We start from the raw sequence: 24,431 nt of genomic DNA on the forward strand, positions 1-24,431 counted from the left end.
TTTCGTCGACTCCTGGATTATCTCGCGTGAGCGCGCGCGAACATCCCCATTATTTCCAAGAAAGAGCCCCGCCGGGCATTGCTGCCTGACGGGGCCTGGTGGTGCTACGCAGCAAGAGCCTCCGGGAAACCCATGAGTGCCTCTTGGGGCGCCTCAAGCCGCCCTATGCGCTCTCGCTGTTCGTGTGTTGCCGTCTCCGGCCCTCACGGCGCGTAACTGCTAGATGCTACGACCGGGCGCCTTAGGCCATTGCACGGTCACCCGTTCCGCTGTTTTCGCGTTCCGGCCCCTGCCGTTGGCCTTGGCCACGGTCACGCGGTCGATGAACAGCGCCAGGAATTCACGCCGTGTTACCAAGTCCCATCCGCCCCATGTCGACTCCGGCCCCAGTGGGTCTCCCTCGGGAGCGGTCCATTCCGACGGGATCGCGATCGCGCCCGTTTCGACGGTTCGCAGCTCCTCTACGCGGCCCGCTGTACGTGCCTCATGGGCTGTTAGCCGCTGCACCGACTCCGCGAACATCGCGTCGCCCACTGCGCCCGCGTACAGCCCTGCCTGCCTGTCGGTGTACAACGTGCGGAGGGCTTCCCGTACGTGTTCCAACTCGACTCGTGCTGCTGCTAGTTCAGCCTGCCGTTCGCCCGTATCAGCCTGGGCGGCGAACCGGCGCGATGCCTCGGCAAGCCACTCCAAATCGGCCGGGTCTTCGGGGTCCAGCGCTGTCAGACGCGACCACACGACACGTGCCACAACATCATCAGTGACGTCCATGTTGATCGCGAGACCACCGTGTCCCTCCACGGCGCCGGACACGGCACGGTTGCAGCGATAGAGCGGCTTTCCGTTTCGGTTGTCCGTGACCATGGTCGAGCCGCACACCCCGCAGAACAGCATCCCGGCGGAACCAAGCAGCGACGGAACAGAGCGGCCCCCCTGCTTCACAATCTGCGGCGTACGCCCGTCGAGCACGTCTTGCAGCCTCCACCAGTCATCGGCGGGGACGATGCCCTCATGCGCCACAAGGGGCGCTCCGGTGTCATCGCGGACCACGGCACGCTTAACGCCCTGGTTCTCAGCGGCGTAGCCAGCGAGACGCGGGTCACGCAGGATGCGCAGCACGGTGGAGGACACCCACGCAGTTCGCTCCAGGGGCGCGCTGATGCCCCGGGCCCGACGTGCAGCCACTCGGGCTGTCATGTCCGCTGCCTTGGTCGGCACGCGTTCAGTGTTCAGCTTGCGTGCGATGGCCGATGCGCTCATTCCGGCAAGCGCCCAAGAAACCATGTCGCGGACGTGCGGGGCTTCAGCCGGGTCTGGAATCAGCTTCACCACTACGAGTTCACCGCGCGGCTCCCGTGTTGACTGGAAGCCGTACGGCGCCGTGCCGGACACGTGGGAGCCAGCGGCACGGAGCGTCTCTTTCGTCGCCGTGATGTACGCCGACTTCAGGTCTGACTCCTGCTGAGCCAGTGCGGCGATGAGGCCGAAGATTGCGACACCCATGGGGTTGGACGTATCTAGGTACGGCTCTTCCACGCTGACGATAAGTACGCCGTGCTTGGCCAACTCTTCGTTGATCAGCATCGCCTCAAGGGCGCCTTGCCGGGTCAGTCGAGACAGCGAGAAAACGACCACGGCGTCTACTTGACCAGCGCGAATAGCTGCCATCATCTCTTCGAACTCGGGCCGGACCACCTTCGGGTCCCACCCTGATTTGCCGACGTCAGCGAAGTGACCGGCGCTGTCCCAACCCTTTGCGGTGATCAGCGCTTCGCACTTGGTTCGCTGCGCCTCGGGCGACGATGCAGAGTCGTCCTCACGACGCTTTGACTGGCGGATGTAGGAGACTGCGCGCACACGGTCCAGGTTAGGGGCCCAGCTGGGGCCCCCCTTTGTGAGAGGTGTCATGTGCCTAGCGTGGTAAAGATCAACGTCCTCACGGTTCCTGAAGAGCAGCGCGAGGTGCTGGAGAAGCGGTTCGCGTCGCGGGCCGGGGCCGTCGAGGGGTCGGACGGGTTCGAGTGGTTCGAGTTGCTTCGGCCTGTCGAGGGCACCGACAGCTACCTGGTGTACACGCGGTGGCGCAGCGAAGAGGACTTCCAGGCCTGGATGTCGGGCCCGATGCAGTCGGCGCACCGCCCCGCGTCCCCGGGCGGGGAGCAGCCCAAGCCCGCCGCCTCCGGATCGACGCTCTGGTCCTTCGAAGTGGTCCAGCAGGCCGCCCCGAAGCAGGGCTGAGCCCGCGACTTCTGATTCTCCGGCGCGCCGAGCCGCAACAGCCGTACTCGGCGCGCCACAACGCACGACCGGGTCGGGTCAGGGCTTGCGCCCCACCCCACCATGCTGACCGATGGCCGGCGCCGCCACCCCCGACGCGCTCGTCTCCGGCCTCCACAGCGGCACCGAGACCACCCCCGGCTCCACCAGCTCAAGCCCCTCGAAGTACGCCTCGATCTGGTCCACCGGCCGCAGGAAATACGGCACAGCGCCCGTCTCGTTGTAGGCGTCCTGCGCTGCCTCGTAAGCCGGATCTGTGCCCCGCGAGCCCTCGTTCAGCGACAGGTGGCTGCCCGACGGAAGGCCTGCCATCAGGTCGCGGACGATTCCGCGCGCCACGTCGTGGTCCGCCACGTGCCCCAGGATGCCGCTAAGGATCAGGGCTGTCGGGCGGGCGAGGTCGAGCGTCTTCGCCGCCGCTTCCAGGATGCGGTCCGTGTCGTACAGCTCGGCGTCCACGTAGTCCGTCGCGCCCTCGGGGGTCGAGGTGAGGAGCGCTCGGGCGTGGGTGAGGACCAGCGGGTCGTGGTCCACGTACACGATGCGCGCGTCGGGGGCGACCGACTGGGCGACCTCGTGCGTGTTGTCGACCGTCGGCAGGCCCGTGCCGACGTCCAGGAACTGGCGGATGCCCGCCTCCCCGGCCAGGTGGCGGATCGTACGGCCCAGGAACGCGCGGCTGCTGCGCGCGATCGTGACGATGCCGGGGAAGACGGCCGTGTACGCGTCGCCTGCCGCCTCGTCGACCGGGTAGTTGTCCTTGCCGCCCAGCCAGTAGTTCCAGATGCGGGCGGAGTGCGGTACCGAGGTATCGATTCGCTGTTCGGGTGCGGACATGGTGGCATCGTCTCCTCGGTCGCAGCGGACGCGTTGGTGCAGGGTTCAACTTAAGGCCCAAGGTCAACCATACGTATCCCGCCATGCCGAGCCAGCACGCAAACCGGTGGCCACCCCGGGATCTTCTCGGGGTGGCCACCAGCCGCACATCTCCTGCTCAGTCTTCCTGCTCAGTCATGTTGCTGAGCCTCCTTGCTCAGCCCACCGACACCGCACTCCACGCAGCCGCCACAGCCGCGTACTCCGTGCTGCTCGCCCCGTACAGATCCCGCGCCGCGTTCAGCGTGGCCGTGCGCGCGCCCGCGTAGTTCGTCGACGACGTCATGTACGTGGTCAGCGCCTTGTACCAGATCGCGCCCAGCTTGGCCCGGCCGATGCCCGCGACCGAAGAGCCGTTGCACGTCGGGGAGTTGTAGCTGACGCCGTTCAGCGTTTTCGCACCGCTGCCCTCCGCCAGCAGGTACGCGAAGTGGTTCGCCACGCCGGAGGAGTAGTGGACGTCCAGGTTCCCGACGCCCGAACTCCAGCAGTTGGCCGAGTTCCCGTCCTTCGAGGGCTGGTCCATGTAGCGAAGTGCCGTCCGGCCGAAGCCCGACTTGACGATCTTCTCGCCGATCAAGTAGTCCCCGACGTCAGTGGAGTTGGCCGCGTTGAACTCCACCAACGTGCCGAAGATGTCCGACGTCGCCTCGTTGAGGCCGCCCGGCTCGCCCGAGTACGTCAGGTTGGCTGTCGACGAGGTCACGCCGTGCGTCATCTCGTGGCCGGCCACGTCCAGCGAGACCAGCGGACCGAACGTCGTCCCGTCACCGTCGCCGTACGTCATGCAGAAGCAAGTGTTGTCCCAGAAGGCGTTGTTGTAGTTGTTGCCGTAGTGCACGCGGTTGTACGAGCCGACCCCGTTCCCCTTGATGCCGCTGCGCCCGAACGTGTCCTTGTAGTAGTCCCACGTCTCGTCGGTGCCGTACTGCGCGTCCACCGCCGCCGAGGCCCGGTCCGCCGTCGCCCCCGTGCCCCAGTGGTTGTCCGCGTCCGTGAAGAGCGTGGCGGGTGCCCGGACGATGCAGATGCCGAAGATGCACAGGTCGGTGCCGTTCTCGGCGTCGCCCGTGTACGTGTTGCCGCGCGTCGGGTCCTTCAGCTGGTACGTCGATCCGGACACCGTCGTCTCCAACGGGACCGTGCCGCCGTACAGGGACTTGCCGTCGCCCGTCGCCGTCTCGATGCTGTCCCAGGCGTCGATCTGGGCGCCGGTCCGCGCGTCGGTGACCACCGTACGGGCGACCGGGTTGCCGGCCGAGTCCAGTGCCGCCGTGTTCGTCCGCCAGGCGAGCTTGGGGGCGCCGTGCAGGGCGTCAACCACTAGCTGTGGCTTGGAAGTTATCTTATTCAGCACCTCGCCGAGATTCGCCGCGCGCAGCGCCGACGTCGCCAGGTCGGCTGCCTTCGGGGCGGAAACCGCCGGGCTGATCGTGGACAGGGATATCGGGCGGGTGGTGGCGCGGCTCGCGCTGCGGTAGGCGCCGCCTGGCGCCAGGTGGACCACGAAGTCGCCGCCCAGCACGGGGAGTTGGTGGTACGTGCGGTCGTAACGGACGTGCTGGGTACCGTCCTTGTCGACGATGATGTCTCGAACTGTGGTGCCCTGTACGGAGGTCAGGCCCAGGTGGGCGGCCTGGTCCACAAGTGCCGTCACCGCGTTCCTGATCGCGGTTTCCCGCGTCGGTCTGTCGGCCGCGCCGGCGGTGGGGGAGAGTGCGGCGGCGAGCAGGGTGGCGGTGGTGGCGGCTACGCCGGCCGCGGCGAGACGGGAAGTCATCGGTCTCCTTGGGGGACGAAGGCGGCGGGGATCGCTCAGATTTAAGAGTTCATGACATGCCGTGTCCATAGCGCATGCGCCTTCACCTCGACTTATGGCGAGAATCGTTTCCCCGTCCCCACATGAACCCTGGCGCGGAACCCTGGTGTGGATCTTCCGTGCGCTTCCTGAGGAGACCGTGTCAATACGATGTTGTTGTCACGTTCCTCACAAGGATCAACATCCATTTAAAGTATTAGCTTTGAAACGTTTTCGGTAATGATTGGGCCATGAGTGACCGGAAAGCATTTCCCCCCGCCGGTTCCCAACAACCCCTACAAAGCACCAGATTTCAACTACCCCCACTTACCGACCTGTTGAGTCTTGTCCGAGCCCCCGCCGCGCTCAGTGTCCCCGGCGACATCCTGGCGGGCGCGACTGCGGCGGGCCGTCCCCTCGGCCCCCGGACGGCCGGCGCGATGGCCTCCTCCGTCTGTCTCTACTGGGCCGGCATGGCCCTCAATGACTACGCCGACGCAGCCGTCGACTCGGTCGAACGGCCCGCCCGTCCGGTGCCCTCCGGCCGGGTGCCGCGCCGGACCGCGCTGGCCGTCGCCACCGGCCTGACCGGCGCCGGCCTGGGCCTCGCCGCGCTGTCGGGCGGCCGACGCGGACTCGGCGTCGCCGTGCCGCTGACGGCGCTGATCTGGGCGTACGACCTGAAGTTGAAGTCGACTCCGGCCGGCCCGGCGGCGATGGCGGGCGCACGTGTGCTCGACGTGCTGGTGGGCGCGGTGGCGGGCGGCGGCAGCCCCCCGTGGCACAGGTCCCGTGGGGGTGGCACGGCCGGGGCGCTCGCTCGCGGTGCCGTCCCCGCACTCCTCACCGGCGTGCACACCTACACGCTCACCGTCCTCAGCCGCCACGAGATCTCCGGCGCGCCGGCGCGGCTGCCCGCCAAGACGCTGGCCGTGTCGTCGGCAACGGCACTGTCGACGGTGCTGCCCTCCCTGCTCCCGGCCGTTCTGCCACCCCGGCAGGCCATGCCCCGCGAGGCGGTCGCCCGAACGGCCGTCGCCTCGGCCGGAGTTCTCGCCTACCTGGGGACGTACGGGCGGGCCCAGGTGCGTGCCGTGCGTGATCCAAGCGGGACTTCTGTACGGCGCGCGGTGGGGGCGGGCATCCTTGCCCTGGTCCCCTTGCAGACGGCGCTCACGGCGCGCGCCGGAGCGCCCGTCGCCGCCGCGCTCCTGGGTGCCGTGCACCCGGTGGCGCAGCGCCTGGCGAGACGGGTGTCCCCGACATGAGTCATGTCCTGAAACATGCCATGGGCTGTGTGACGAGCCATGTGACGAAGGGCGGCGGACCGTGGGTCTGAGATTCGGCTACGGCACCAACGGGTTCGCCCACCACCGCCTCTCCGACGTCCTCGGCATCCTCGCCGACCTGGGCTACGACGGCGTTGCCCTCACCCTCGACCACAACCACCTCGACCCGTACGCCGACGACCTGGACCGCCAAGTCACCCGCCTGCGGGAGCGGTTGGCGCGACTCGGGCTGACCGTCACGGTCGAGACCGGGGCGCCCTACTTTCTCGACCCCTGGGGCAAGCACCAGCCGACGCTGATGACCGGCGAACCGGAACGCCGGGTCGACCTGCTGCGGCGCGCCGTACGCATCGCCGCCGAACTCGGCTCGCCCACTGTCCAGTTGTGCAGCGGACCGACCCCGGACGACGTACCCGAGACGGAGGCCTGGCGGCGGCTCGTCGCAGGCGTCGGGGCGGCGCTGGAGACGGCGGAGGCGTTCGGGGTCGCGCTGGCCTTCGAACCCGAGCCGCACATGTTCGTCGACACGGTCGCCAAGTGTCTCAGGCTGCGCGAACTGGTAGGCGGGCACGACCTGTTGGGCATCACCCTGGACATCGGACACGCCCACTGCGTGGAGAGATCGTCGCTGCTCGACTGCGTCGACCTGGCCGCACCGCACCTGCTGAACGTCCAGATCGAGGACATGGTCCGCGGCGTCCACCGGCATCTGGAATTCGGCGCGGGCGAGATCGAATTCCCGCCGGTACTGGCCGCGCTGACCGACCTCGGCCATCGAGGCCTGGTGTCCGTCGAGATCCAGGGCGGCGCCCTGGACGCCCCCGACATCGCCCGCAGCTCGCTGGAGTTCCTGCGCCGGGCCGAGGCCCGGAGCCTGCTCACCTCCTGAGCCGCACTCCTCCAGCCTCACGCCAGTTTGTTTACGAGCATTTTGCGATCCCTTTCTGCCATTTTCCTGCCCCCGTTTTTCTCCAACTCCTTTCTGGAACCGAGCCATGCCGCTTTCCGACGCCGCCTCCCTTCCTCTCACTCCAGAAGCCCGCGCCTGGCTCGACTCCGCCCTGGCCGAAATCGCCGTCGACCCCCGCACCATCCGCCCCCTCTTCCCCGCCGCCCGCCGCCACTGCGGACGCGCCCCGCTGCCCGACGGCCGGACCGTCGACGAAGCCGCCCGCGCCCTGCTCCTGGCCGCGCTGCCCCTGCGCGACCAGGCCCTCGTCGACGAGGTGACAGCGCTCCACCGCTACGGCGACCCCGCCGAACAGCGGGCCGTCCTACGGGCGTTGACACAGGTCGACGCGGACGGAACCGGCCGGTTCCTGGACCTCGTACGGCAGACCCTGCGTGGCAACGACAACACGCTGATCGAGGCCGCACTCGGCCCCTACGCGGCAGCCCACCTCCCCGCGGACGAGTACCGCCAGGCCGTCCTGAAGTGCGTCTTCTGCGAGATCCCGCTCGACCGAGTCGCCGGACTCGACGACCGCGCCGACGCCGAACTCGCCCGCATGCTCAGCGACTTCGCCCGCGAGCGCACGGCGGCCGGACGCCCCGTACCCGAGGACATCGCCCCCCTCGTGCACCCCTTCACCACTGACGCCCCCACCTCCAGCTCCGACGAAACCGTGTGATTATGCGCATCTTCGACCCCCACATCCACATGTCCTCCCGCACCACCGACGACTACGAGGCGATGTACGCGGCCGGGGTCCGGGCCCTCGTCGAGCCCTCCTTCTGGCTCGGCCAGCCCCGCACGTCGCCCGACACCTTCTACGACTACTTCGACTCGCTGCTCGGCTGGGAGCCGTACCGGGCCGCCCAGTTCGGCATCCAGCACTTCTGCACGATCGCTCTCAACCCGAAGGAGGCGAACGACCCGCGCTGCCTCCCCGTCCTCGACGAACTGCCCCGCTACCTCGCCAAGGACCGGGTCGTCGCCGTCGGCGAGATCGGCTACGACTCGATGACCAAGGAGGAGGACGAGGTCCTCGCCCGTCAGCTCCAACTCGCCGTGGAACACGGCCTGCCCGCCCTCGTCCACACCCCGCACCGCGACAAGGCGGCCGGAACCAGACGGACCCTGGACGTCGTACGGGAGTCGGGCATCGCCCCCGAACTCGTCGTCCTGGACCACCTCAACGAGCTGACGGTCGGCATGGTCCTCGACAGCGGCTGCTGGGCCGGCTTCTCCGTCTACCCGAAGACGAAGATGAGCGAGGACCGCATGGTCCGCATCCTCCAGGAGCACGGCCTCGACCGCGTCCTGATCAACTCGGCGGCGGACTGGGGGAGTTCGGACCCCTTGAAGACCCGCAAGACCGGCGACGCGATGCTTGCCGACGGCTTCACGGACGACGACGTCGACCGCGTCCTGTGGCGCAACCCCGTCGCCTTCTACGGCCAGAGCGGACGCCTCGACCTCGAAGACACGGAGGGCGAGCCGAAGCCCGACGAGAGCTCGTCGTTCGAGGGCAACTCCATCCGGCGCGGGGGAGAGTGAGCCGCCCGTGCGCTTCCTCCACCCCGACGGCACCCCCGTCCACCTCGCGTACTGCAGCAACGTCCACCAGGCCGAGGACCTCGCCGGGGTCATCGCCCAGCTCGCCGCCCACGCCGAACCCGTACGGAATCGGCTCGGCGTCGGCCGGCTCGGCATCGGCCTCTGGCTGGCCCGCACCGCTGTCACCGAACTCGCCGCCGATGAGAGGGCGTTGACGACCCTCAAGACTGAACTCGCGGCGCGCGGCCTGGAGACCGTCACTCTCAACGCCTTCCCGTACGAGGGGTTCCACCGGGAGGTCGTCAAGAAGGACGTCTACCTACCCGACTGGGCCGACCCGGCCCGCCTCGCCTACACCCTCGACTGCGCCCGCGTCCTCGCCGCCCTCCTCCCCGACGACGCCCGACGCGGCAGCGTCTCCACCCTTCCGCTCGGCTGGCGCACCCCATGGCCGGCCGAGCGCGCGGACACGGCCCGCCGCGCGCTGGACCAACTCGCGGTGGGACTGGCGGAGTTGGAGTCGGACTCCGGCCGCCGTATCCGGGTCGGCTTCGAACCGGAACCGGGGTGCGTCGTGGAGACCACCACCCAGGCGGTACGGGAGTTCGCCGACGTGGACCGTGACTACCTCGGCGTCTGTCTGGACGCCTGCCATCTCGCCGTCCAGTTCGAGGAACCCGGGGAAGCCCTCGGGCGGCTCGCCGACGCCGGGCTGCCGGTCGTCAAGCTCCAGGCGTCCTGCGCGGTCGAGGCCCCCGACCCGACCGACCCGCGCGCCCGCACAGCCCTGCGCGAACTGGCCGAACGACGGTTCCTGCACCAGACCCGAACGGTCGACGAGGGCACGGTAGTTGGTGTCGACGACCTGCCGGACGCCCTGGACGGCGACGGGCTTCCGGCGGCAAGCGCCGGCAGCCCCTGGCGCACCCACTTCCACGCCCCGCTGCACGCCGAGCCCGAACCGCCCCTCCGGACCACCGCCGACCAACTCACCACCGTCCTCACCGGACTTCTCGGCGGACCGAGCGCCGTCTGCGACCACATCGAGGTCGAGACGTACACCTGGTCCGTCCTGCCCCGCCCACCCGCCGACCTCGCCGACGGCATCGCCGCCGAACTCGCCTGGGCCCGCGACCGGTTGACCGGCCTGGGTCTAAAAGAGGACCACTCGTGACCGGCCTCAAGGAACCCCTCATGACCGAAATCCCGAACACCAACCGACTCGTCGTCCTGGACATCGTCGGCCTCACCCCCGCCCTCCTACGCCATATGCCAGCCGTCGCCGCCCTCGGCGACCGCGGCTTCCAGGCCCGCCTCGGCACCACGCTCCCCGCTGTCACCTGCACCGCCCAGTCCACCTTCCTCACCGGCGAACTCCCCTCCACGCACGGCGCGGTGGCCAACGGCTGGTACTTCCGCGACCTCGGAGAGGTGCTTCTCTGGCGGCAGCACAACGCCCTCGTCGGCGGCGAGAAGATCTGGGACGCGGCCCGAAAGCAGGCGCCCGGCTACAAGGTCGCCAACATCTGCTGGTGGTACGCCATGGGCGCCGACGTCGACTGGACGGTGACCCCGCGCCCGATCTACTACTCCGACGGCCGCAAGGAGCCCGACTGCTACACCTGGCCGCCCTCTCTGCACGACGAACTCACCGACCGCCTGGGCCCGTTCCCCCTGTTCACCTTCTGGGGCCCGAACGCCGGCATGCCCTCCACCCAGTGGATCCTGGGCGCCGCCCGCCAGATCTTCGACGAGCACGACCCCGACCTGACCCTGGTCTACATCCCGCAGATGGACTACGAGCCTCAGCGCTCCGGCCCCCAGTCCGAGGCGTCCATCCGCGCGGCCCGCCAACTCGACGACGCCCTACGCCCGTTGATCGACCACTTCCTCGCCGCCGGCGCCACGGTGGTGGCGCTGAGCGAGTACGGCATCACCCCGGTCTCCCGCCCCGTGGACATCAACAGGGCCTTGCGCCGGGCCGGGTTGCTGGAGGTGCACACCCAGGACGGCATGGAGTACCTCGACCCCTGGACCTCCCGCGCCTTCGCCGTCGCCGACCACCAGGTGGCGCACGTCTACGTCCGGGACCCGGACGACGTACGCGAAGTCGCCAAGCTCCTCGGCGAACTCGACGGCGTGGACGAGGTGTTGGGCCCGGTCGGCAAGGCGGCCCAGGGACTGGACCACGAGCGCTCGGGAGAGCTGGTCGTGGTGGCGGACGAAGACGCCTGGTTCACGTACTACTACTGGCTCGACGACGACCGCGCCCCCGACTTCGCCCGCCAGGTCGAGATCCACCGCAAGCCCGGCTACGACCCCGCCGAACTCCTGTGGGACGACACCGTCCCCAACGTGAAACTGCATGCAGCCGGTCAACTCGCCCGCAAGAAGCTCGGGTTCCGCTACCGCATGCAGACGGTCCCACTGGACCCCACGGCCGTCCGCGGCAGCCACGGCCGCCTCCCGACCGACCCCGAACACGGGCCCGTACTGCTGTGTTCCGAACCAGCCGCCGCGCAACCCGAGTTGGCGGCGACAGACGTAAAGCCGCTGCTGCTGCGCCTGGCGGGGCTGACGGATGGCCACAGCCGATGACAAGCCCGATGGACCGACGACAGCCCGCGGCTGATCACCCGTGCCGTCCACGGCCTCGCACTCTGCCTGTCACCTGGTAGAAGAGGAGCCCTCCATGACCTCCATGACTCCCATGACCACTGCCCTCACGCTGAACGAGACGGTCCTGAAGAACGCCCGTCCCGAAGTGGCTGTCTGGCTGGCCGAGTTCGTCGTACGCAACGGCGGATTCGTCGGCTCGGTCCACCTGACCGAACCTGCCGAGAGAGAGGGCGAGATCGTACTGGTCGCCGCCCACAACCTGCCGCCGTCCGTTCAGAACGGCACGGCCACCATCCCGTTCGGCAAGGGCATGGCCGGCACCGCCGCCGAGCGCCGGGAGCCCGTGGCCATCTCCGACTTCCAGGCCGACACCACCGGCGTCGCCGTCCCCGGGGGCCGTGCCGCGCAGTCGAGAGGCTCGCTCACCCTGCCTGTCCACACCCCGGACGAGGACGCGAAACCCGTCGCCGTGGTCGGTCTGGGCTTCACGGAGTCCCGCGACTTCACCGAGGACGAGTTGGCGGCATACGGGGAGGACGCGGCGACGGTCCTGACGGTCGCGTAGAGCGACGTCATTCTCGTACGGCAACCTCCAGCCGTACCGCGCACGCCTTGAACTCCGGCATCCGTGAGGTGGGGTCGAGGGCGGGATTGGTCAGCGTGTTGGCGCGGCCCTCGCCCGGCCAGTGGAACGGCATGAAGACGGTGTCGGGGCGGATCGAGGTGGTGATCCGCGCCGGCGCCACTGCCCGCCCGCGCCGCGACACGACGGCGATGGCGTCCCCTTCGCCGGCTCCCAGCCGCGCGGCCAGCCGGGGGTGCAGCTCCACGAACGGCCCGGGCGCGGCGGCGTTCAGCTCGTCGACCCGCCGCGTCTGGGCGCCGGACTGATACTGGGCGACGACCCGCCCGGTGGTCAGCAGTACCGGATACTCGGCGTCCGGTTCCTCGGCGATCGGCCGGTACGTCACGGGCGCGAACCGGGCCCGCCCGTCCTCGGTCGCGAACCGGTCGAGGAAGAGGCGAGGGGAGCCGGGATGCACGGCACCCTGCGACTGGTCGTCGTGCTCTTGCGCCGGGCACGGCCAGAAGACGCCGTTCTCCTCGGCGAGCCGTCGGTAGGTGATCCCCGAGTAGTCGGCGATCCCGCCCGCACTGGCCCGCCGCAACTCCTCGAAGACCTCCTCGGGGTCGACCGGGAACCCCTTCTCCACGCCTGCGCGGGCGGCGAGTTGGTGCAGCACGTACAGGTCGCTGCGGACCCCGTCCGGGGGAGTGACGGCCTGCCGGCGGAGCAGCACCCGCCCCTCCAGATTGGTGGTCGTGCCCGTCTCCTCGGCCCACTGGGTCACGGGCAGGACGACATCGGCGAGCGCGGCCGTCTCGGACAGCACGACATCCGCGACAGCGAGGAAGTCCAGTGATTCCAGGCGCTGTTGGATGTGCGCGGCCCGGGGCGCGGACACCACCGGATTGGACCCCATCAGCAGCAGGGAGCGAATGTCGGAGCCCAGCGCGTCGAGGAGTTCGTACGCGCTCAACCCGGGCCCGGGCAACGAGTCCGGGTCGACGCCCCACACGCCGGCCACATGACGGCGCGCCTCCGGGTCGGTCAGCTTGCGGTAGCCCGGCAACTGGTCGGCCTTCTGGCCGTGTTCACGCCCACCCTGCCCGTTGCCCTGCCCGGTCAGACACCCGTATCCGGAGTTCGGCCGCCCCGCACGCCCCGTCGCCAGGCACAGGTTGATCCACGCGCTCACCGTGTCCGTACCCTTGGACTGCTGCTCGGGCCCGCGCGCCGTGAGCACCATGGCGTCGGACGGCTCGCAGAACATCCGTACCGCTTCCCGGAGTTGGGGCACGGGCACCCCGGTGATCCGCTCCACGTACTCCGGCCAGTGGGCCATCGCCGCCGCCCGCGTCTCCTCCCAGCCGCTCGTCCGCTCCTCGATGTACGCCTCGTCGGTGCGCCCCTGGGACACGACCAGGTGCAACAGGCCCAGGGCGAGGGCTAGATCGGTACCGGGACGCGGCGCGAGATGCAGATCGGCCTGCTCGGCGGTACGGGTCCGACGCGGATCGATGACGATCAACGTCCCCCCGTTCTCCTTGAGTTCGGTGAAATAGCGGAGGGCGGGCGGCATCGTCTCGACGAGATTGGAACCGACGAGGATGACGCACCCGGTCTTGGGAATGTCCTCCATAGGGAAGGGCAGCCCCCGGTCGAGCCCGAACGCCTTGTTCCCGGCAGCGGCGGCGGACGACATACAGAAACGCCCGTTGTAGTCGATCTGGGAGGTCCCGAGAACAACCCGCGCGAACTTGCCCAGCGCGTAGGCCTTCTCGTTGGTCAGCCCGCCACCGCCGAAGACACCGCACGCGTCCGGGCCATGCTCCGTACGCGTGCGGGTCAGTCCCTCGGCGACCCTGTCCAGCGCCTCCTCCCAGGAGGCAGGTACGAGGACCCCGTCACGCCGGACGAGCGGCTCGGTGAGCCGCAGCGCCGGCGACAGCAGCGCGGGAGCGGTACGCCCCTTGCCGCACAGCGCGCCACGATTGACCGGAAAGTCGACGCGCTCGGAGACCGTGACGCCCCCGCCTGCTGCCGGCGTGAGGTTCATCCCGCACTGCAGGGCGCAGTACGGGCAGTGCGTGGGCGTCACGGAGGTCTCCATACCGCCAGCGTGCGACGCCCGTGTTACACCCCGAAACGCCCCCCGTTACACACCAGGCACGGGGACCTCCCGGGGGCCCGGAGCCGCCGGTGAGGTCCCTTGGTTCCCAGCCCGTCTAGGGGCCCCCTCTGGGGGAGTTTGAGGACGAGGCCCCTTCAGGGCCGAAAGGGGGGTCTGGGGGCGCAGCCCCCAGGAACGGGATGGGACGGGTAGGGGCGGCGGGGGCGAACAAACCGGGCGTTCACCCACGCAAAGCCCGCTGCACCCCCACCTCCACCGGCCCCAAAAACCGCGGATCAGGCTTGAACACCGCATCCAACGCAGCCTTCCCCGCTGCGAAGATCTCCCTCGCCCCGCCGTAGTACCACGTCACGTCATGCCGAGCCTCGACCCCGACCCCGTACGACTCCACCCCCGCCGCCTCGCACAACGCGACCGCACGACGTATATGGAACCCCTGACTGATCAGCACGGCCCGGTCGACCCCGAATATCTTCTTCGCGCGGACACAGGAGTCCCATGTGTCGAACCCGGCGTAGTCGCTCACGATCCGCCCGTCCGGCACCCCGTGCCGTGTCAGATACGCCCGCATCGCATCCGGCTCGTCGTAGTCCTCCCGGCTGTTGTCCCCGGTGACGAGCACCACCCGGACCCGCCCGGCCCGATACAGCTGCGCCGCCGCGTCCAACCGGTGCGCGAGGTACGGAGACGGCTCCCCGCCCCACAACCCGGCACCGAACACGACGGCGACGTCGGTACGCGGCGCGTCCGAGACATCGCGCAGCCGGTCTCCGGCGGCGACGAACATCCACGTGGCCGGCAACAACGCCAGCACGCACAGCGCCATCACGACCTGCACGGCCCGCCGCTGCCCAGCCCGCGTACGAGGCAGACGCACACGCGAACGCAAGGACACCCACGATCCACGCGCCTTCGGACTGCTCATCGGACGGGTCCCTCCCAGGTGGCCCTCGGCGGCCTTCGATCAAGAAAGACGCCCCCGCCACCGCCCCGGTTCACCGCCCCTGGCGTGACCAGCCTCACTCCCACACAAAAAACCGCAGGTCAAGACACCTCACACACCCCCTGTATCCCACCGTGAACCCCCGGAAAAGACCCGTCACCAATGCGCAACGGCATGGCAACCTCGTACCGTCACGATCGGTACATGACGGCGTCGCCCCCTGTTTACGACGAGCAGCTCCCGCAGAGCCCCCGGCCGACCGGAGGCGCCCACCTCGAAAGTACGGCGCAAATCATGGACCGGATCACCAGCCAGCTCGGCAGCCAGCTCAGCCTCGTCTCGCTCGACGGCAGCCGACGCCCCGCCCCGCCCGCACTCGTCCTCGTTGCCCACGGCAGCCGCGACCCGCGTGCCCTGAGCACCGTGAGCGCGCTCGCCGAGCGCGTGCGCGAACTGCGCCCGGACCTGCCCGTGCGCCTGGGGCACATCGAGCTGAACGCGCCCCTGCTCCCGGACACGCTTGCGGGACTCGGCACCGCCGAGGCCGTTCTCGTACCGCTGCTGCTCAGCCGCGGCTACCACATCAAGCAGGACATCCCGGAGATGGCCGCGGCGGCCTCGGCACGCACGCGCGTGGCGACCCCGCTCGGCCCGCACCCCCTGCTCGTCGAAACCCTGTACGCCCGCCTCGTCGAGGCCGGCTGGCGCACCCGGATGACCGACGAGCAGCGCCGGTCTAGCGCGGTCGTCCTCGCCGCCGCGGGTTCCCGCGACCCGGAGTCGGACGTCGACACCCGCCGCACCGCTCAGCTTCTCGCCGAACGCCTGGGCGTGCCCGTCGTACCCGCGTACGCCACCACCGCCGCGCCGACCGTCCCCGCCGCCGTACGCGCCCTGGCCGCCCGTGGCCGCCACCGGGTCGCCGTGGCCTCGTACTTCACCGCCCCGGGCCGCTTCGCCACGGAGTGCGCCGAGGCGGCCCCCTGGATCGCCACGGCCCCCCTGGGCGCCCACCCGGCCATGGCCCGCCTGATCCTCCACCGCTACGACCAGGCAATCGCGGCCCCCGAGACGTCCTTGCCCCGGGAACTGGCCCCGGCTGTATAGGGGCGCGGGGCTGTATCGATTTGCGGCTCCGCCGCGTGGGCGCGATCAGCCACAACGCGCCCGCACCCGCCCACAACAAGTCCCGGCAGACGCGCAGGCGAAATCACACACGCCCAAATTGTCAGTACCTGCCCTTACTGTCGAACCATGGAAGGCACACGCACCAACCCGACCCCCACCCCCCAACCCCCCGAAAACGACACCACCCCCACCCCCTACGCCCCGACGGCACTCGCCCGCTGGGCAACGGAACCCGACAAACGCCCAGGCCGCACCGCCTTCCAACGCGACCGCGCCCGCGTACTGCACTCCTCCGCCCTGCGAAGGCTCGCCGGCAAAACCCAGGTGGTGACGCCCGGCACCCGCAGCCAGGTCTGGGACGCCAGCCCCCGCACCCGCCTCACGCACTCCCTGGAATGCGCCCAGGTCGGCCGCGAACTCGGCGCCGCCCTCGGCTGCGATCCCGACCTCGTCGAGGCGGCCTGCCTCTCCCACGACCTGGGCCACCCGCCCTTCGGGCACAACGGCGAACAGGCGCTCAACGAGTTCGCGGCGGACTGCGGAGGCTTCGAGGGCAACGCCCAGTCCCTGCGGCTCCTCACCCGGATCGAACCGAAACGCTTCGTACCTCGTGGCCGTCTCGAAGCCACAGGTGAATTCGAAACCACGGGCGAATTCGGAACCGCCGGTGACCTGGTCAGCGTGGGCCTCAACCTCACCCGGGCCACCCTCGACGCCGCCACCAAGTACCCCTGGCCGCGCGGCGCGCACCCCACCGACCCCGCCTCCCCGAAGTTCGGTGTCTACGACGACGACCGACCGGTCTTCGACTGGGTCCGCCAGGGCGCGCCGGGTACGCGGACGACCTTCGAGGCCCAGGTCATGGACTGGGCGGACGACGTGGCGTACTCGGTGCACGACGTCGAGGACGGGCTGCACGCCGGTCACATCGACCCCAACTGCCTGCAAGCCGAGCTCGAGCGCCAGGAGATCTTCCAGGTCGCCACCGGTCGGTACGTGGCCGCGGACACCGACCCCGCCGAACTCGCCGAGGCCCTCGACCGCCTCCTCGCCCAGGAGTGGTGGCCGCACGGCTACGACGGCACGGCCGTCGCCCAGGCCCGCCTCAAGGACGCCGCCAGTCAGCTCATCGGTCGCTTCTGCCTGGCCGCGGAGGGCGCCACGCGCGCGGAGTACGGCAGCGGCCGGCTCACGCGGTACGTGGCGGAACTGGTCGTCCCGCGCGCGGCGCGGCTGGAGTGCGCGGTCCTCAAGGCGGTCGCCGACCGGTACGTGATGCAGCGCGCCGAACAGGAACGGCTCCGCGCGGACCAGCGCATCATCGTCGCCGAACTCGCCGAGGCCCTCACCGCCCGCGCCCCGGACGGCCTGGACCCCCAGTTCCGCGCGCTGTTCGACGAGGCGGCCGACGACCGTGCGCGCAAGCGGGTGATCGTCGACCAGATCGCGTCCCTCACCGACGCGTCGGCGCGTTCGCTGCACGCGCACCTGAAGGGCCGTATATGACCCGTATGCGCCCGCATATGACACAGATGTGACCCTGCGTGGCCTGATCGGGCCACACCCTCTTCCCCCATCACACTCCGTGCGGGACGCTCGCCAGGGGGCATCCGTACACAAGGCACGAGCAACACGCGACACGAGCAACACGAGCAACACGCGGCACCCGTTATTACGAGGAGGCATGAAGTGGTCGACGCGGATCAGACATTCGTCATCGTCGGAGGCGGACTGGCCGGCGCCAAGGCGGCGGAGACGCTCCGGACGGAGGGCTTCACCGGCCGCGTGATACTGATCTGCGACGAACGCGACCACCCGTACGAGCGTCCCCCGCTCTCCAAGGGCTACCTCCTGGGCAAGGAGGAGCGCGACAGCGTCTTCGTCCACGAACCCGCCTGGTACGCGCGCAACGACATCGAACTCCACCTCGGCCAGACCGTCGACGCCATCGACCGTACGGCGAAGACGGTCCGATTCGGCGACGACGGCACCCTTGTCCACTACGACAAACTGCTCATCGCCACCGGCGCCGAGCCGCGCCGTCTCGACATCCCCGGCACCGGCCTGGCCGGCGTCCACCATCTGCGCCGCCTCGCGCACGCCGAGCGCCTCAAGGGCGTCCTGGCCGCCCTGGGCCGCGACAACGGCCACATCGTGATCGCCGGCGCCGGCTGGATCGGCCTGGAGGTCGCGGCGGCCGCGCGGGAGTACGGCGCCGAGGTGACCGTCGTCGAGCCGGAGTCGACCCCGCTGCACTCGGTGCTCGGCCCCGAGCTGGGCAACCTCTTCGCCGAGCTGCACCGCGAGCACGGCGTGCGCTTCCACTTCGGGGCCCGGCTCACGGAGATCGTCGGCCAGGACGGCATGGTCCTCGCGGCCCGTACGGACGACGGCGAGGAGCACCCGGCCCACGACGTCCTGGCCGCCATCGGAGCCGCACCGCGCACGGCACTGGCGGAGGCGGCCGGCCTGACCCTCGCCGACCGCGCGTACGGCGGCGGCATCGCGGTCGACGAAGGTCTGCGCACCTCCGACCCCGACATCTACGCGGCCGGAGACGTTGCCGCCTTCCACCACGCCCTGTTCGACACCAGGCTGCGCGTCGAACACTGGGCCAACGCTCTCAACGGCGGCCCGGCGGCGGCCCGCGCGATGCTGGGCCGCGAATCGACGTACGACCGCGTGCCCTATTTCTTCTCCGACCAGTACGACATGGGCATGGAGTACTCGGGCTGGGCGCCCCCGGGCTCGTACGACCAGGTGGTGATCCGGGGAGACGCGGGCAAGCGCGAGTTCATCGCCTTCTGGGTGAAGGAGGGCAGGGTGCTGGCCGGGATGAACGTGAACGTGTGGGACGTCACAGAGCCCATCCAGCAGCTCATCCGTTCCCGGTCCCAGGTGGACACGGAGGCCCTGGCGGACCCGCACGTACCACTGGACAGCCTCGTCCCGTAGCCGCCACGACTGCCCTGAGGCTGTCAGGAGTGTCGGTCCACCCCCGTAGAATCACTGCGTGGCCGGAAGGATCAACGACGAGGACGTGAAGGCGGTTCGGGACGCGGTCCCGATCGACGCCGTCGTGTCCGAGTACCTCCAGTTGCGCAACGCGGGGGGCGGCAACCTCAAGGGCCTGTGCCCCTTCCACGACGAGAAGTCACCGTCCTTCCAGGTCAGCCCGAGCAAGGGACTGTTCCACTGCTTCGGCTGCCAGGAAGGCGGCGACACCATCACGTTCGTGATGAAGGTCGACCACCTCTCCTTCTCCGAGGTGGTCGAGCGCCTGGCCGGCCAGGCCGGCATCACCCTGCGGTACGAGGAGGGCGGCTACAACCCGGCCAACCAGCGCGGCGAGCGCATTCGCCTGGTCGAGGCCCACAAGATCGCCGCACAGTGGTACGCGGAGCAGCTGGCCACCAGCTCCGAGGCGGACGCGGGCCGCAAGTTCCTCGCGGAACGAGGCTTCGACCAGTCGGCCGCCGAACACTTCTCCGTCGGCTACAGCCCCCAGGGCTGGGACCACCTCACCCGCTACCTCCGCGGCAAGGGCTTCTCGGACAAGGAACTCCTGCTGTCCGGTATCGCCCAGGAAGGCCGCCGCGGCCCCATCGACCGCTTCCGGGGCCGCCTGATGTGGCCGATCCGCGACATCGGCGGCGAGGTCGTCGGCTTCGGCGCGCGAAAGCTCTACGAGGCGGACACGGGCCCCAAGTACCTGAACACACCCGACACGGCGATCTACCGGAAATCCCAGGTCCTGTACGGCATCGACCTCGCCAAGAAGGACATCGCGAAGGCGAGCCGCGCGGTCGTCGTCGAGGGCTACACGGACGTCATGGCCTGCCACCTCGCCGGGGTCACCACCGCCATCGCGACGTGCGGCACGGCTTTCGGCACCGACCACATCAAGATCCTCCGCCGGCTGCTGATGGACAACGGCTCGGCCCGCGTGATCTTCACCTTCGACGGCGACGCGGCCGGCCAGAAGGCCGCGCTGCGCGCCTTCGAGGACGACCAGAAGTTCGCCGCCGAGACCTACATCGCGATCGCGCCCGACGGCATGGACCCCTGCGATCTGCGCCTCGCGAAGGGCGACCAGGCCGTCGCCGACCTCGCCGAACCCCGCACCCCCCTCTTCGAGTTCGCCCTGCGCCAGATCGCCGCCCGCTACGACCTCGAAACCCCGGCGGGCCGCGCCGCGGCGCTGGACGAGGCGGCCCCGATCGTGGCCCGCATCAAGAACAGCGGCGCCCAGCACGAGGTGGCCGTACAGCTCGCCGGCATGCTCGGCATCCTGGACACCCAGTTCGTCGTCAAGAGGGTGGGCCAGCTGGCCCGTTGGGCCCGCGACCGCGGCGGCAAGGGCCCGGCCCCCACCGGCCAACAGGGCCGGCCCCAGGGGTACGAGTCGACCACGACGCGAGCGAACAACCCCTCGGGCCCAGCCCTGAATCTCCGCAACCCGGTCTACGCCACCGAACGCGAACTCCTCAAACTCGCCCTCCAGCGCCCCGACCTGGTCTCCCCGGCCTTCGACGCCTACGGCATCGACGAGTTCACGGCCACCCCCTACGCGGCGGTCCGCCAGGCGATCATGGAAGCGGGCGGCGCGGAGTACGGCGTCCAGGACCCCCAGGAGTACCTGGTCCGCGTCCGTGAGGTCGCCCCGGACAACACGGTCCGCTCCATGGTGACCGAGCTGGCGGTCGAGGCGATCATGCGCAGAACGGTCGACGACGTGTACGCGAGCGACCAGTTGGTCATGGTGCGCCGCCGAGCGGTGGAACGCCGCATCCAGGAGGTCCAGGTAACCCACACCCGCCTGGCCACCCAAGGCGACCCGGCCCAACTGGCCGCCGTACAGAACGAACTGTGGGTACTCCAGCAGTACGACCAGGCACTGCGGGAACGGGGCGCGGCGGCGCTCTGAGGACCGCGCCCGGGATCCCAGCGAGGCCTCAGAGCCTCTCCCCGTCGAACGCCGGCGTCACCGCGCGTACCAACCGGTCCACGAACTCCCGCTCCCTGTCCGCGAGTTGCGGGTACTCCACGACGAAGTGATCCCACTCGACGTACCCCACCGCCTGCACCACGTCAGCCAGCAGGATGTGCTCGCGTTCGGCGTGGGGCCACTCGCCGGAGAGCCGGAACACCTCGTGCAGCAGCTCGTGGGGGAGCGGATACCGCTCGGCCAGGAGCACGGCGTCGTACAGGTCCTTGCCCTGTGCGTACATGTCGTTGATCAGCCACATCAGTTTCCAGGCCAGCGACAGCGCGGGCGTCGCCGCCCACACCAACGTGCCGCCCGGCAGCTCCACCGGCACCGGCGGCTCGGCCAGCCGCTCGTTGAAGACGAAGTCGAGCTGCACATGGCCCCCGGGCAGCCCTGGCGCGGACCAGGGCAGCACCATACGGCGGCCCGGCACCCGGTCGTAGGTCCAGATGTCCTCGATCACCGCGTCGCGCGCGGAGAACCCCACCTCGCTGTTGCCGTCGGCCTCGGCCGCCGCCGCGATTCCGGCGAGCATCCGGCCCGCACGTGCGTCCGTGATCGCAAAGGTGTCCGGTACGACGACGAAGTCCAGGTCACCGGGCTCCCGGGCGGCCTCGCCGAACCACGCCGCCATCAGCACGCTCCCGCGCAGCACCAGCGCCTGTGCCCACTCGGACCCGGCGATCGCGTCGAGCACCAACTCCAGCGCCCGGCGCCGCGCGACCCGCCAGGCCTCACCCCGGGCCGGGTCGGCGAAGCCCGGGTCGGCAGCGCGGTAGGCGTTGTGGTGCTGCTTCAGCGCAGGTTCGAAGACCAGCCGCTGCACCACGTCCCTACCCGGCACGGTACGCAGCGTCAGGGGCAGCCCCTGAGTCTCCCGGGTCCTGTCGTCCAGGCCGTCCTTGGGTGCGTCGAGCCCTGCCCACACCCGTTCCCGCCACGTCCAGTTGTTGCTCATCCCCGCACCTCCGACGCCGCCACGACCGCGCCTCCGCTCTCCTCGATCCAGCCGTCATCGACGGACAGGTCACTGTCGTACAGCACGAACTCCCGCTCCACGTCGATTACTTCGACCCGGACTGCTTCGGCCCCGCCTGCTTCGGCCCCAGCCGCTTCGTGCCCGCGCAGTTCCGTCAGCAGCTGCTCCAGCGCCCTTCCCGCCCCTGCCGCGTCCACGCCCCGGCATCGCTGCGTCACGAACCGCTCGGTCCACCGGCCGCCCCGCGCCACCCGACGGGCGTTCCACGACAGATGCGCGCCGTACGGGACGACCCGTACCGCCAGGGCGTCGAGATCCGCGTCCACGGGCAGCCGCAGCTTCACGTGGTGCTCGAAGTACCGTTCGTCCGCGCATGGTTCACGCGGCACCTCGGCGGCCCACGGCGACGACTCGATCTTGACGCGCACCGGCTCGAACCCGTCCGCCCGCAGCCGCGCCGAGACTTCCCGCGCCCGAGCCGACTCGTCGGCGTACGACGGAGAGCCCGTCAGAGTGAGCATCGGCTGGGCCGGCATCCGACCGCGGGCGAGGACGATGTGCGTCAACTTGAGCCCGGCCGCGGTCGCCCAGCGGCCCAGCCGTTCCGCCTCCGCGGAGGTTCCACAGAGAACGGTGATATGCGTTTCGTACACGTGAGTTGAGCAGAGGGAACCGGACACGCGCCGATCGTGCCAGGTCGGACCCCGAACAAGCACCCGGGTTTGACGCGACGGTAACCACGTGGTCACGGACCGGGCCCAAAAAGTCGTCGCACGCCCCTCGTGGCGGCGATGTGTCGTACTCCACACTGGGTTCCGGTGCCTGAGTCCTCGGAGCGCGGCCGACCCGTCCCCAACGGGTCCGACACCCCCGCGGTTCCGCTCAACGCGTACGGGACGGACAGCGGTGAGGCCGCCCACTCCGCCCCCCGAGTACCGCTGCCGTACGCCTCAGCAGCGATCATCCTGGAGGCCGCCCCCGTGCAGACCCAGACCCTCACCCAGACGGACAGCAGTACCGCCGTGACGGAGCCCGACGCAGAGACCGATCCCTCGGACGTCACCGACGCCCCCGAGGTCATCGCGGCCGTGCCTCCACAGAGTCGCGCAGCGCACCACCCCGAGACGGCCGAGGCCGACAGCCCGCCCGAACGGGACGAACCCACGGCGGACGCGGTCGAGACGACGGAACCGGTCGAGCTCATCGAACCCATCGAGCCCCTCGAACCCATCGAGCCCGTGGAGTCCATTGAGCCGGTCGCACGGCGCCGGGCCCCCGCCCGCGCCGACACCAGCGGGCCCTCCTCCGACCTGTTCCGCCAGTATCTGCGCGAGATCGGCCGTATCCCGCTGCTCACCGCCGCCGAGGAGGTCGAACTCGCCCGCCGGGTCGAGGCCGGCCTGTTCGCCGAGGAGAAACTGCGACTCGCCTCCGACCTGGACAGTCAACTGGCCCTGGATCTGGACAAGTTGGTCGTCATGGGCCGTATGGCCAAGCGCCGCCTGATCGAGGCGAACCTGCGCCTGGTGGTGTCGGTGGCGAAGCGGTACGTGGGCCGTGGCCTGACGATGCTCGACCTCGTCCAGGAGGGAAACCTGGGCCTGATCCGCGCCGTCGAGAAGTTCGACTACGCGCGCGGCTACAAGTTCTCGACGTACGCGACCTGGTGGATCCGCCAGGCCATGTCCCGCGCCCTCGCCGACCAGGCCCGTACGATCCGCGTCCCCGTACACGTGGTCGAGCTGATCAACCGGGTCGTCCGCGTCCAGCGCCGGATGCTCCAGGAGCGCGGCTACGAGCCGACCCCCGAAGAGGTCGCCGCCCACCTGGACCTCCTGCCCGAGCGGGTCAGCGAGGTGCTGCGCCTGGCCCAGGAGCCCGTGTCGCTGCACGCGCCGGTGGGCGAGGAGGACGATGTGGCGCTGGGCGACCTCATCGAGGACGGGGACGCGACATCGCCGGTCGAGTCGGCGGCGTTCCTGCTGCTGAGGGAACACCTGGAGGCGGTCCTGTCGACGCTGGGGGAGCGGGAACGCAAGGTCGTCCAACTGCGTTACGGCCTGGCGGACGGACGGCCCCGCACGCTGGAGGAGATCGGCCGCATCTTCGGCGTCACACGGGAACGCATCCGCCAGATCGAGTCCAAGACCCTGAACAAACTGAGGGACCACGCCTTCGCGGACCAACTGCGGGGCTACTTGGACTGAGACCCCGCTCCCAAACGCCGGACGGGCTGTTTTCAGCCCGTCCGGCGTTTGAGGACGAGGCCCCTTCAGGGCCGAAGCGGGGGTCTGGGGACGGCAGCCCCCAGTGATGGGACGGGCAGGGGCGGCGGG

The 24,431-nt window shown here is 69.9% G+C and carries 20 protein-coding genes; 13 read left to right on the plus strand and 7 right to left on the minus strand.

Going from position 1 to position 24,431, the window contains the following annotated elements; translation table 11 throughout:
• Window positions 1–219 precede the first annotated feature (219 nt).
• Window positions 220–1,857: a recombinase family protein gene (locus tag OG734_RS33425; RefSeq protein WP_330291153.1), complete on the minus strand. Its 1,638-nt coding sequence runs from the start codon at window positions 1,855–1,857 to the stop codon at window positions 220–222.
• A gap of 51 nt (window positions 1,858–1,908) precedes the next feature.
• Here OG734_RS33425 and OG734_RS33430 point away from each other — a divergent pair, with 51 nt between their 5' ends.
• Window positions 1,909–2,238: an antibiotic biosynthesis monooxygenase family protein gene (locus OG734_RS33430; protein ID WP_330291154.1), complete on the plus strand. Its 330-nt coding sequence runs from the start codon at window positions 1,909–1,911 to the stop codon at window positions 2,236–2,238.
• Between the two features lie 78 nt (window positions 2,239–2,316).
• On the opposite strand, the gene OG734_RS33435 is transcribed toward OG734_RS33430, so the two are convergent.
• Window positions 2,317–3,114: an SAM-dependent methyltransferase gene (locus tag OG734_RS33435; protein WP_330291155.1), complete on the minus strand. Its 798-nt coding sequence runs from the start codon at window positions 3,112–3,114 to the stop codon at window positions 2,317–2,319.
• 196 nt (window positions 3,115–3,310) lie between these two features.
• Window positions 3,311–4,933: a M4 family metallopeptidase gene (locus tag OG734_RS33440; protein WP_330291156.1), complete on the minus strand. Its 1,623-nt coding sequence runs from the start codon at window positions 4,931–4,933 to the stop codon at window positions 3,311–3,313.
• 356 nt (window positions 4,934–5,289) lie between these two features.
• Between OG734_RS33440 and OG734_RS33445 the strand changes: the two genes are divergently transcribed.
• From OG734_RS33445 to OG734_RS33475, 7 genes are all read left to right on the plus strand, one after another.
• Entirely contained in the window at window positions 5,290–6,219 is a 930-nt protein-coding gene (locus OG734_RS33445; RefSeq protein WP_330291157.1) for an SCO3242 family prenyltransferase, read from the plus strand.
• 61 nt (window positions 6,220–6,280) lie between these two features.
• A complete protein-coding gene (locus OG734_RS33450; RefSeq protein ID WP_330291158.1) occupies window positions 6,281–7,129 on the plus strand; it encodes a sugar phosphate isomerase/epimerase family protein in 849 nt (282 codons plus the stop codon).
• A gap of 106 nt (window positions 7,130–7,235) precedes the next feature.
• On the plus strand, window positions 7,236–7,871 hold the full coding sequence (locus tag OG734_RS33455; protein ID WP_330291159.1) for an EboA domain-containing protein: 636 nt from the start codon (window positions 7,236–7,238) through the stop codon (window positions 7,869–7,871).
• Between the two features lie 2 nt (window positions 7,872–7,873).
• On the plus strand, window positions 7,874–8,740 hold the full coding sequence (locus OG734_RS33460; protein WP_330291160.1) for a TatD family hydrolase: 867 nt from the start codon (window positions 7,874–7,876) through the stop codon (window positions 8,738–8,740).
• A 7-nt stretch (window positions 8,741–8,747) separates the two neighbouring features.
• On the plus strand, window positions 8,748–9,914 hold the full coding sequence (eboE, locus tag OG734_RS33465; RefSeq protein ID WP_330291161.1) for a metabolite traffic protein EboE: 1,167 nt from the start codon (window positions 8,748–8,750) through the stop codon (window positions 9,912–9,914).
• A gap of 20 nt (window positions 9,915–9,934) precedes the next feature.
• Complete coding sequence (locus OG734_RS33470; RefSeq protein WP_330291162.1) at window positions 9,935–11,338, plus strand: alkaline phosphatase family protein; 1,404 nt, start codon at window positions 9,935–9,937, stop codon at window positions 11,336–11,338.
• Between the two features lie 94 nt (window positions 11,339–11,432).
• On the plus strand, window positions 11,433–11,924 hold the full coding sequence (locus tag OG734_RS33475) for a GAF domain-containing protein (RefSeq protein WP_330291163.1): 492 nt from the start codon (window positions 11,433–11,435) through the stop codon (window positions 11,922–11,924).
• 7 nt (window positions 11,925–11,931) lie between these two features.
• Here the strand turns inward: OG734_RS33475 and OG734_RS33480 are convergent, their stop codons facing one another.
• Entirely contained in the window at window positions 11,932–14,034 is a 2,103-nt protein-coding gene (locus OG734_RS33480; protein ID WP_330291164.1) for a molybdopterin oxidoreductase family protein, read from the minus strand.
• Between the two features lie 241 nt (window positions 14,035–14,275).
• Complete coding sequence (locus tag OG734_RS33485; RefSeq protein ID WP_330291165.1) at window positions 14,276–14,980, minus strand: SanA/YdcF family protein; 705 nt, start codon at window positions 14,978–14,980, stop codon at window positions 14,276–14,278.
• 222 nt (window positions 14,981–15,202) lie between these two features.
• Between OG734_RS33485 and OG734_RS33490 the strand changes: the two genes are divergently transcribed.
• From OG734_RS33490 to dnaG, 4 genes are all read left to right on the plus strand, one after another.
• Window positions 15,203–16,105, plus strand: a complete 903-nt coding sequence (locus OG734_RS33490) for a sirohydrochlorin chelatase (RefSeq protein WP_443064968.1) — start codon at window positions 15,203–15,205, stop codon at window positions 16,103–16,105.
• Between the two features lie 147 nt (window positions 16,106–16,252).
• Window positions 16,253–17,632, plus strand: a complete 1,380-nt coding sequence (locus OG734_RS33495) for a deoxyguanosinetriphosphate triphosphohydrolase (protein WP_330291166.1) — start codon at window positions 16,253–16,255, stop codon at window positions 17,630–17,632.
• A gap of 183 nt (window positions 17,633–17,815) precedes the next feature.
• On the plus strand, window positions 17,816–19,081 hold the full coding sequence (locus OG734_RS33500) for an NAD(P)/FAD-dependent oxidoreductase (RefSeq protein ID WP_330291167.1): 1,266 nt from the start codon (window positions 17,816–17,818) through the stop codon (window positions 19,079–19,081).
• A gap of 58 nt (window positions 19,082–19,139) precedes the next feature.
• The gene (dnaG, locus tag OG734_RS33505; RefSeq protein WP_330291168.1) at window positions 19,140–21,053 is read left to right on the plus strand and encodes a DNA primase; all 1,914 of its coding nucleotides are present in this window, start codon (window positions 19,140–19,142) and stop codon (window positions 21,051–21,053) included.
• Window positions 21,054–21,081: 28 nt separating this feature from the next.
• On the opposite strand, the gene OG734_RS33510 is transcribed toward dnaG, so the two are convergent.
• Complete coding sequence (locus tag OG734_RS33510; protein ID WP_330291169.1) at window positions 21,082–22,074, minus strand: nucleotidyl transferase AbiEii/AbiGii toxin family protein; 993 nt, start codon at window positions 22,072–22,074, stop codon at window positions 21,082–21,084.
• Window positions 22,071–22,748, minus strand: a complete 678-nt coding sequence (locus OG734_RS33515; protein WP_330291170.1) for a hypothetical protein — start codon at window positions 22,746–22,748, stop codon at window positions 22,071–22,073. Before OG734_RS33515 ends, OG734_RS33510 begins: the two co-directional genes overlap by 4 nt.
• A 165-nt stretch (window positions 22,749–22,913) precedes the next feature.
• Between OG734_RS33515 and OG734_RS33520 the strand changes: the two genes are divergently transcribed.
• Window positions 22,914–24,302: an RNA polymerase sigma factor gene (locus tag OG734_RS33520; protein ID WP_330291171.1), complete on the plus strand. Its 1,389-nt coding sequence runs from the start codon at window positions 22,914–22,916 to the stop codon at window positions 24,300–24,302.
• Window positions 24,303–24,431 lie beyond the last annotated feature (129 nt).

The organism is Streptomyces sp. NBC_00576 (assembly GCF_036345175.1).
GTDB lineage: Bacteria > Actinomycetota > Actinomycetes > Streptomycetales > Streptomycetaceae > Streptomyces.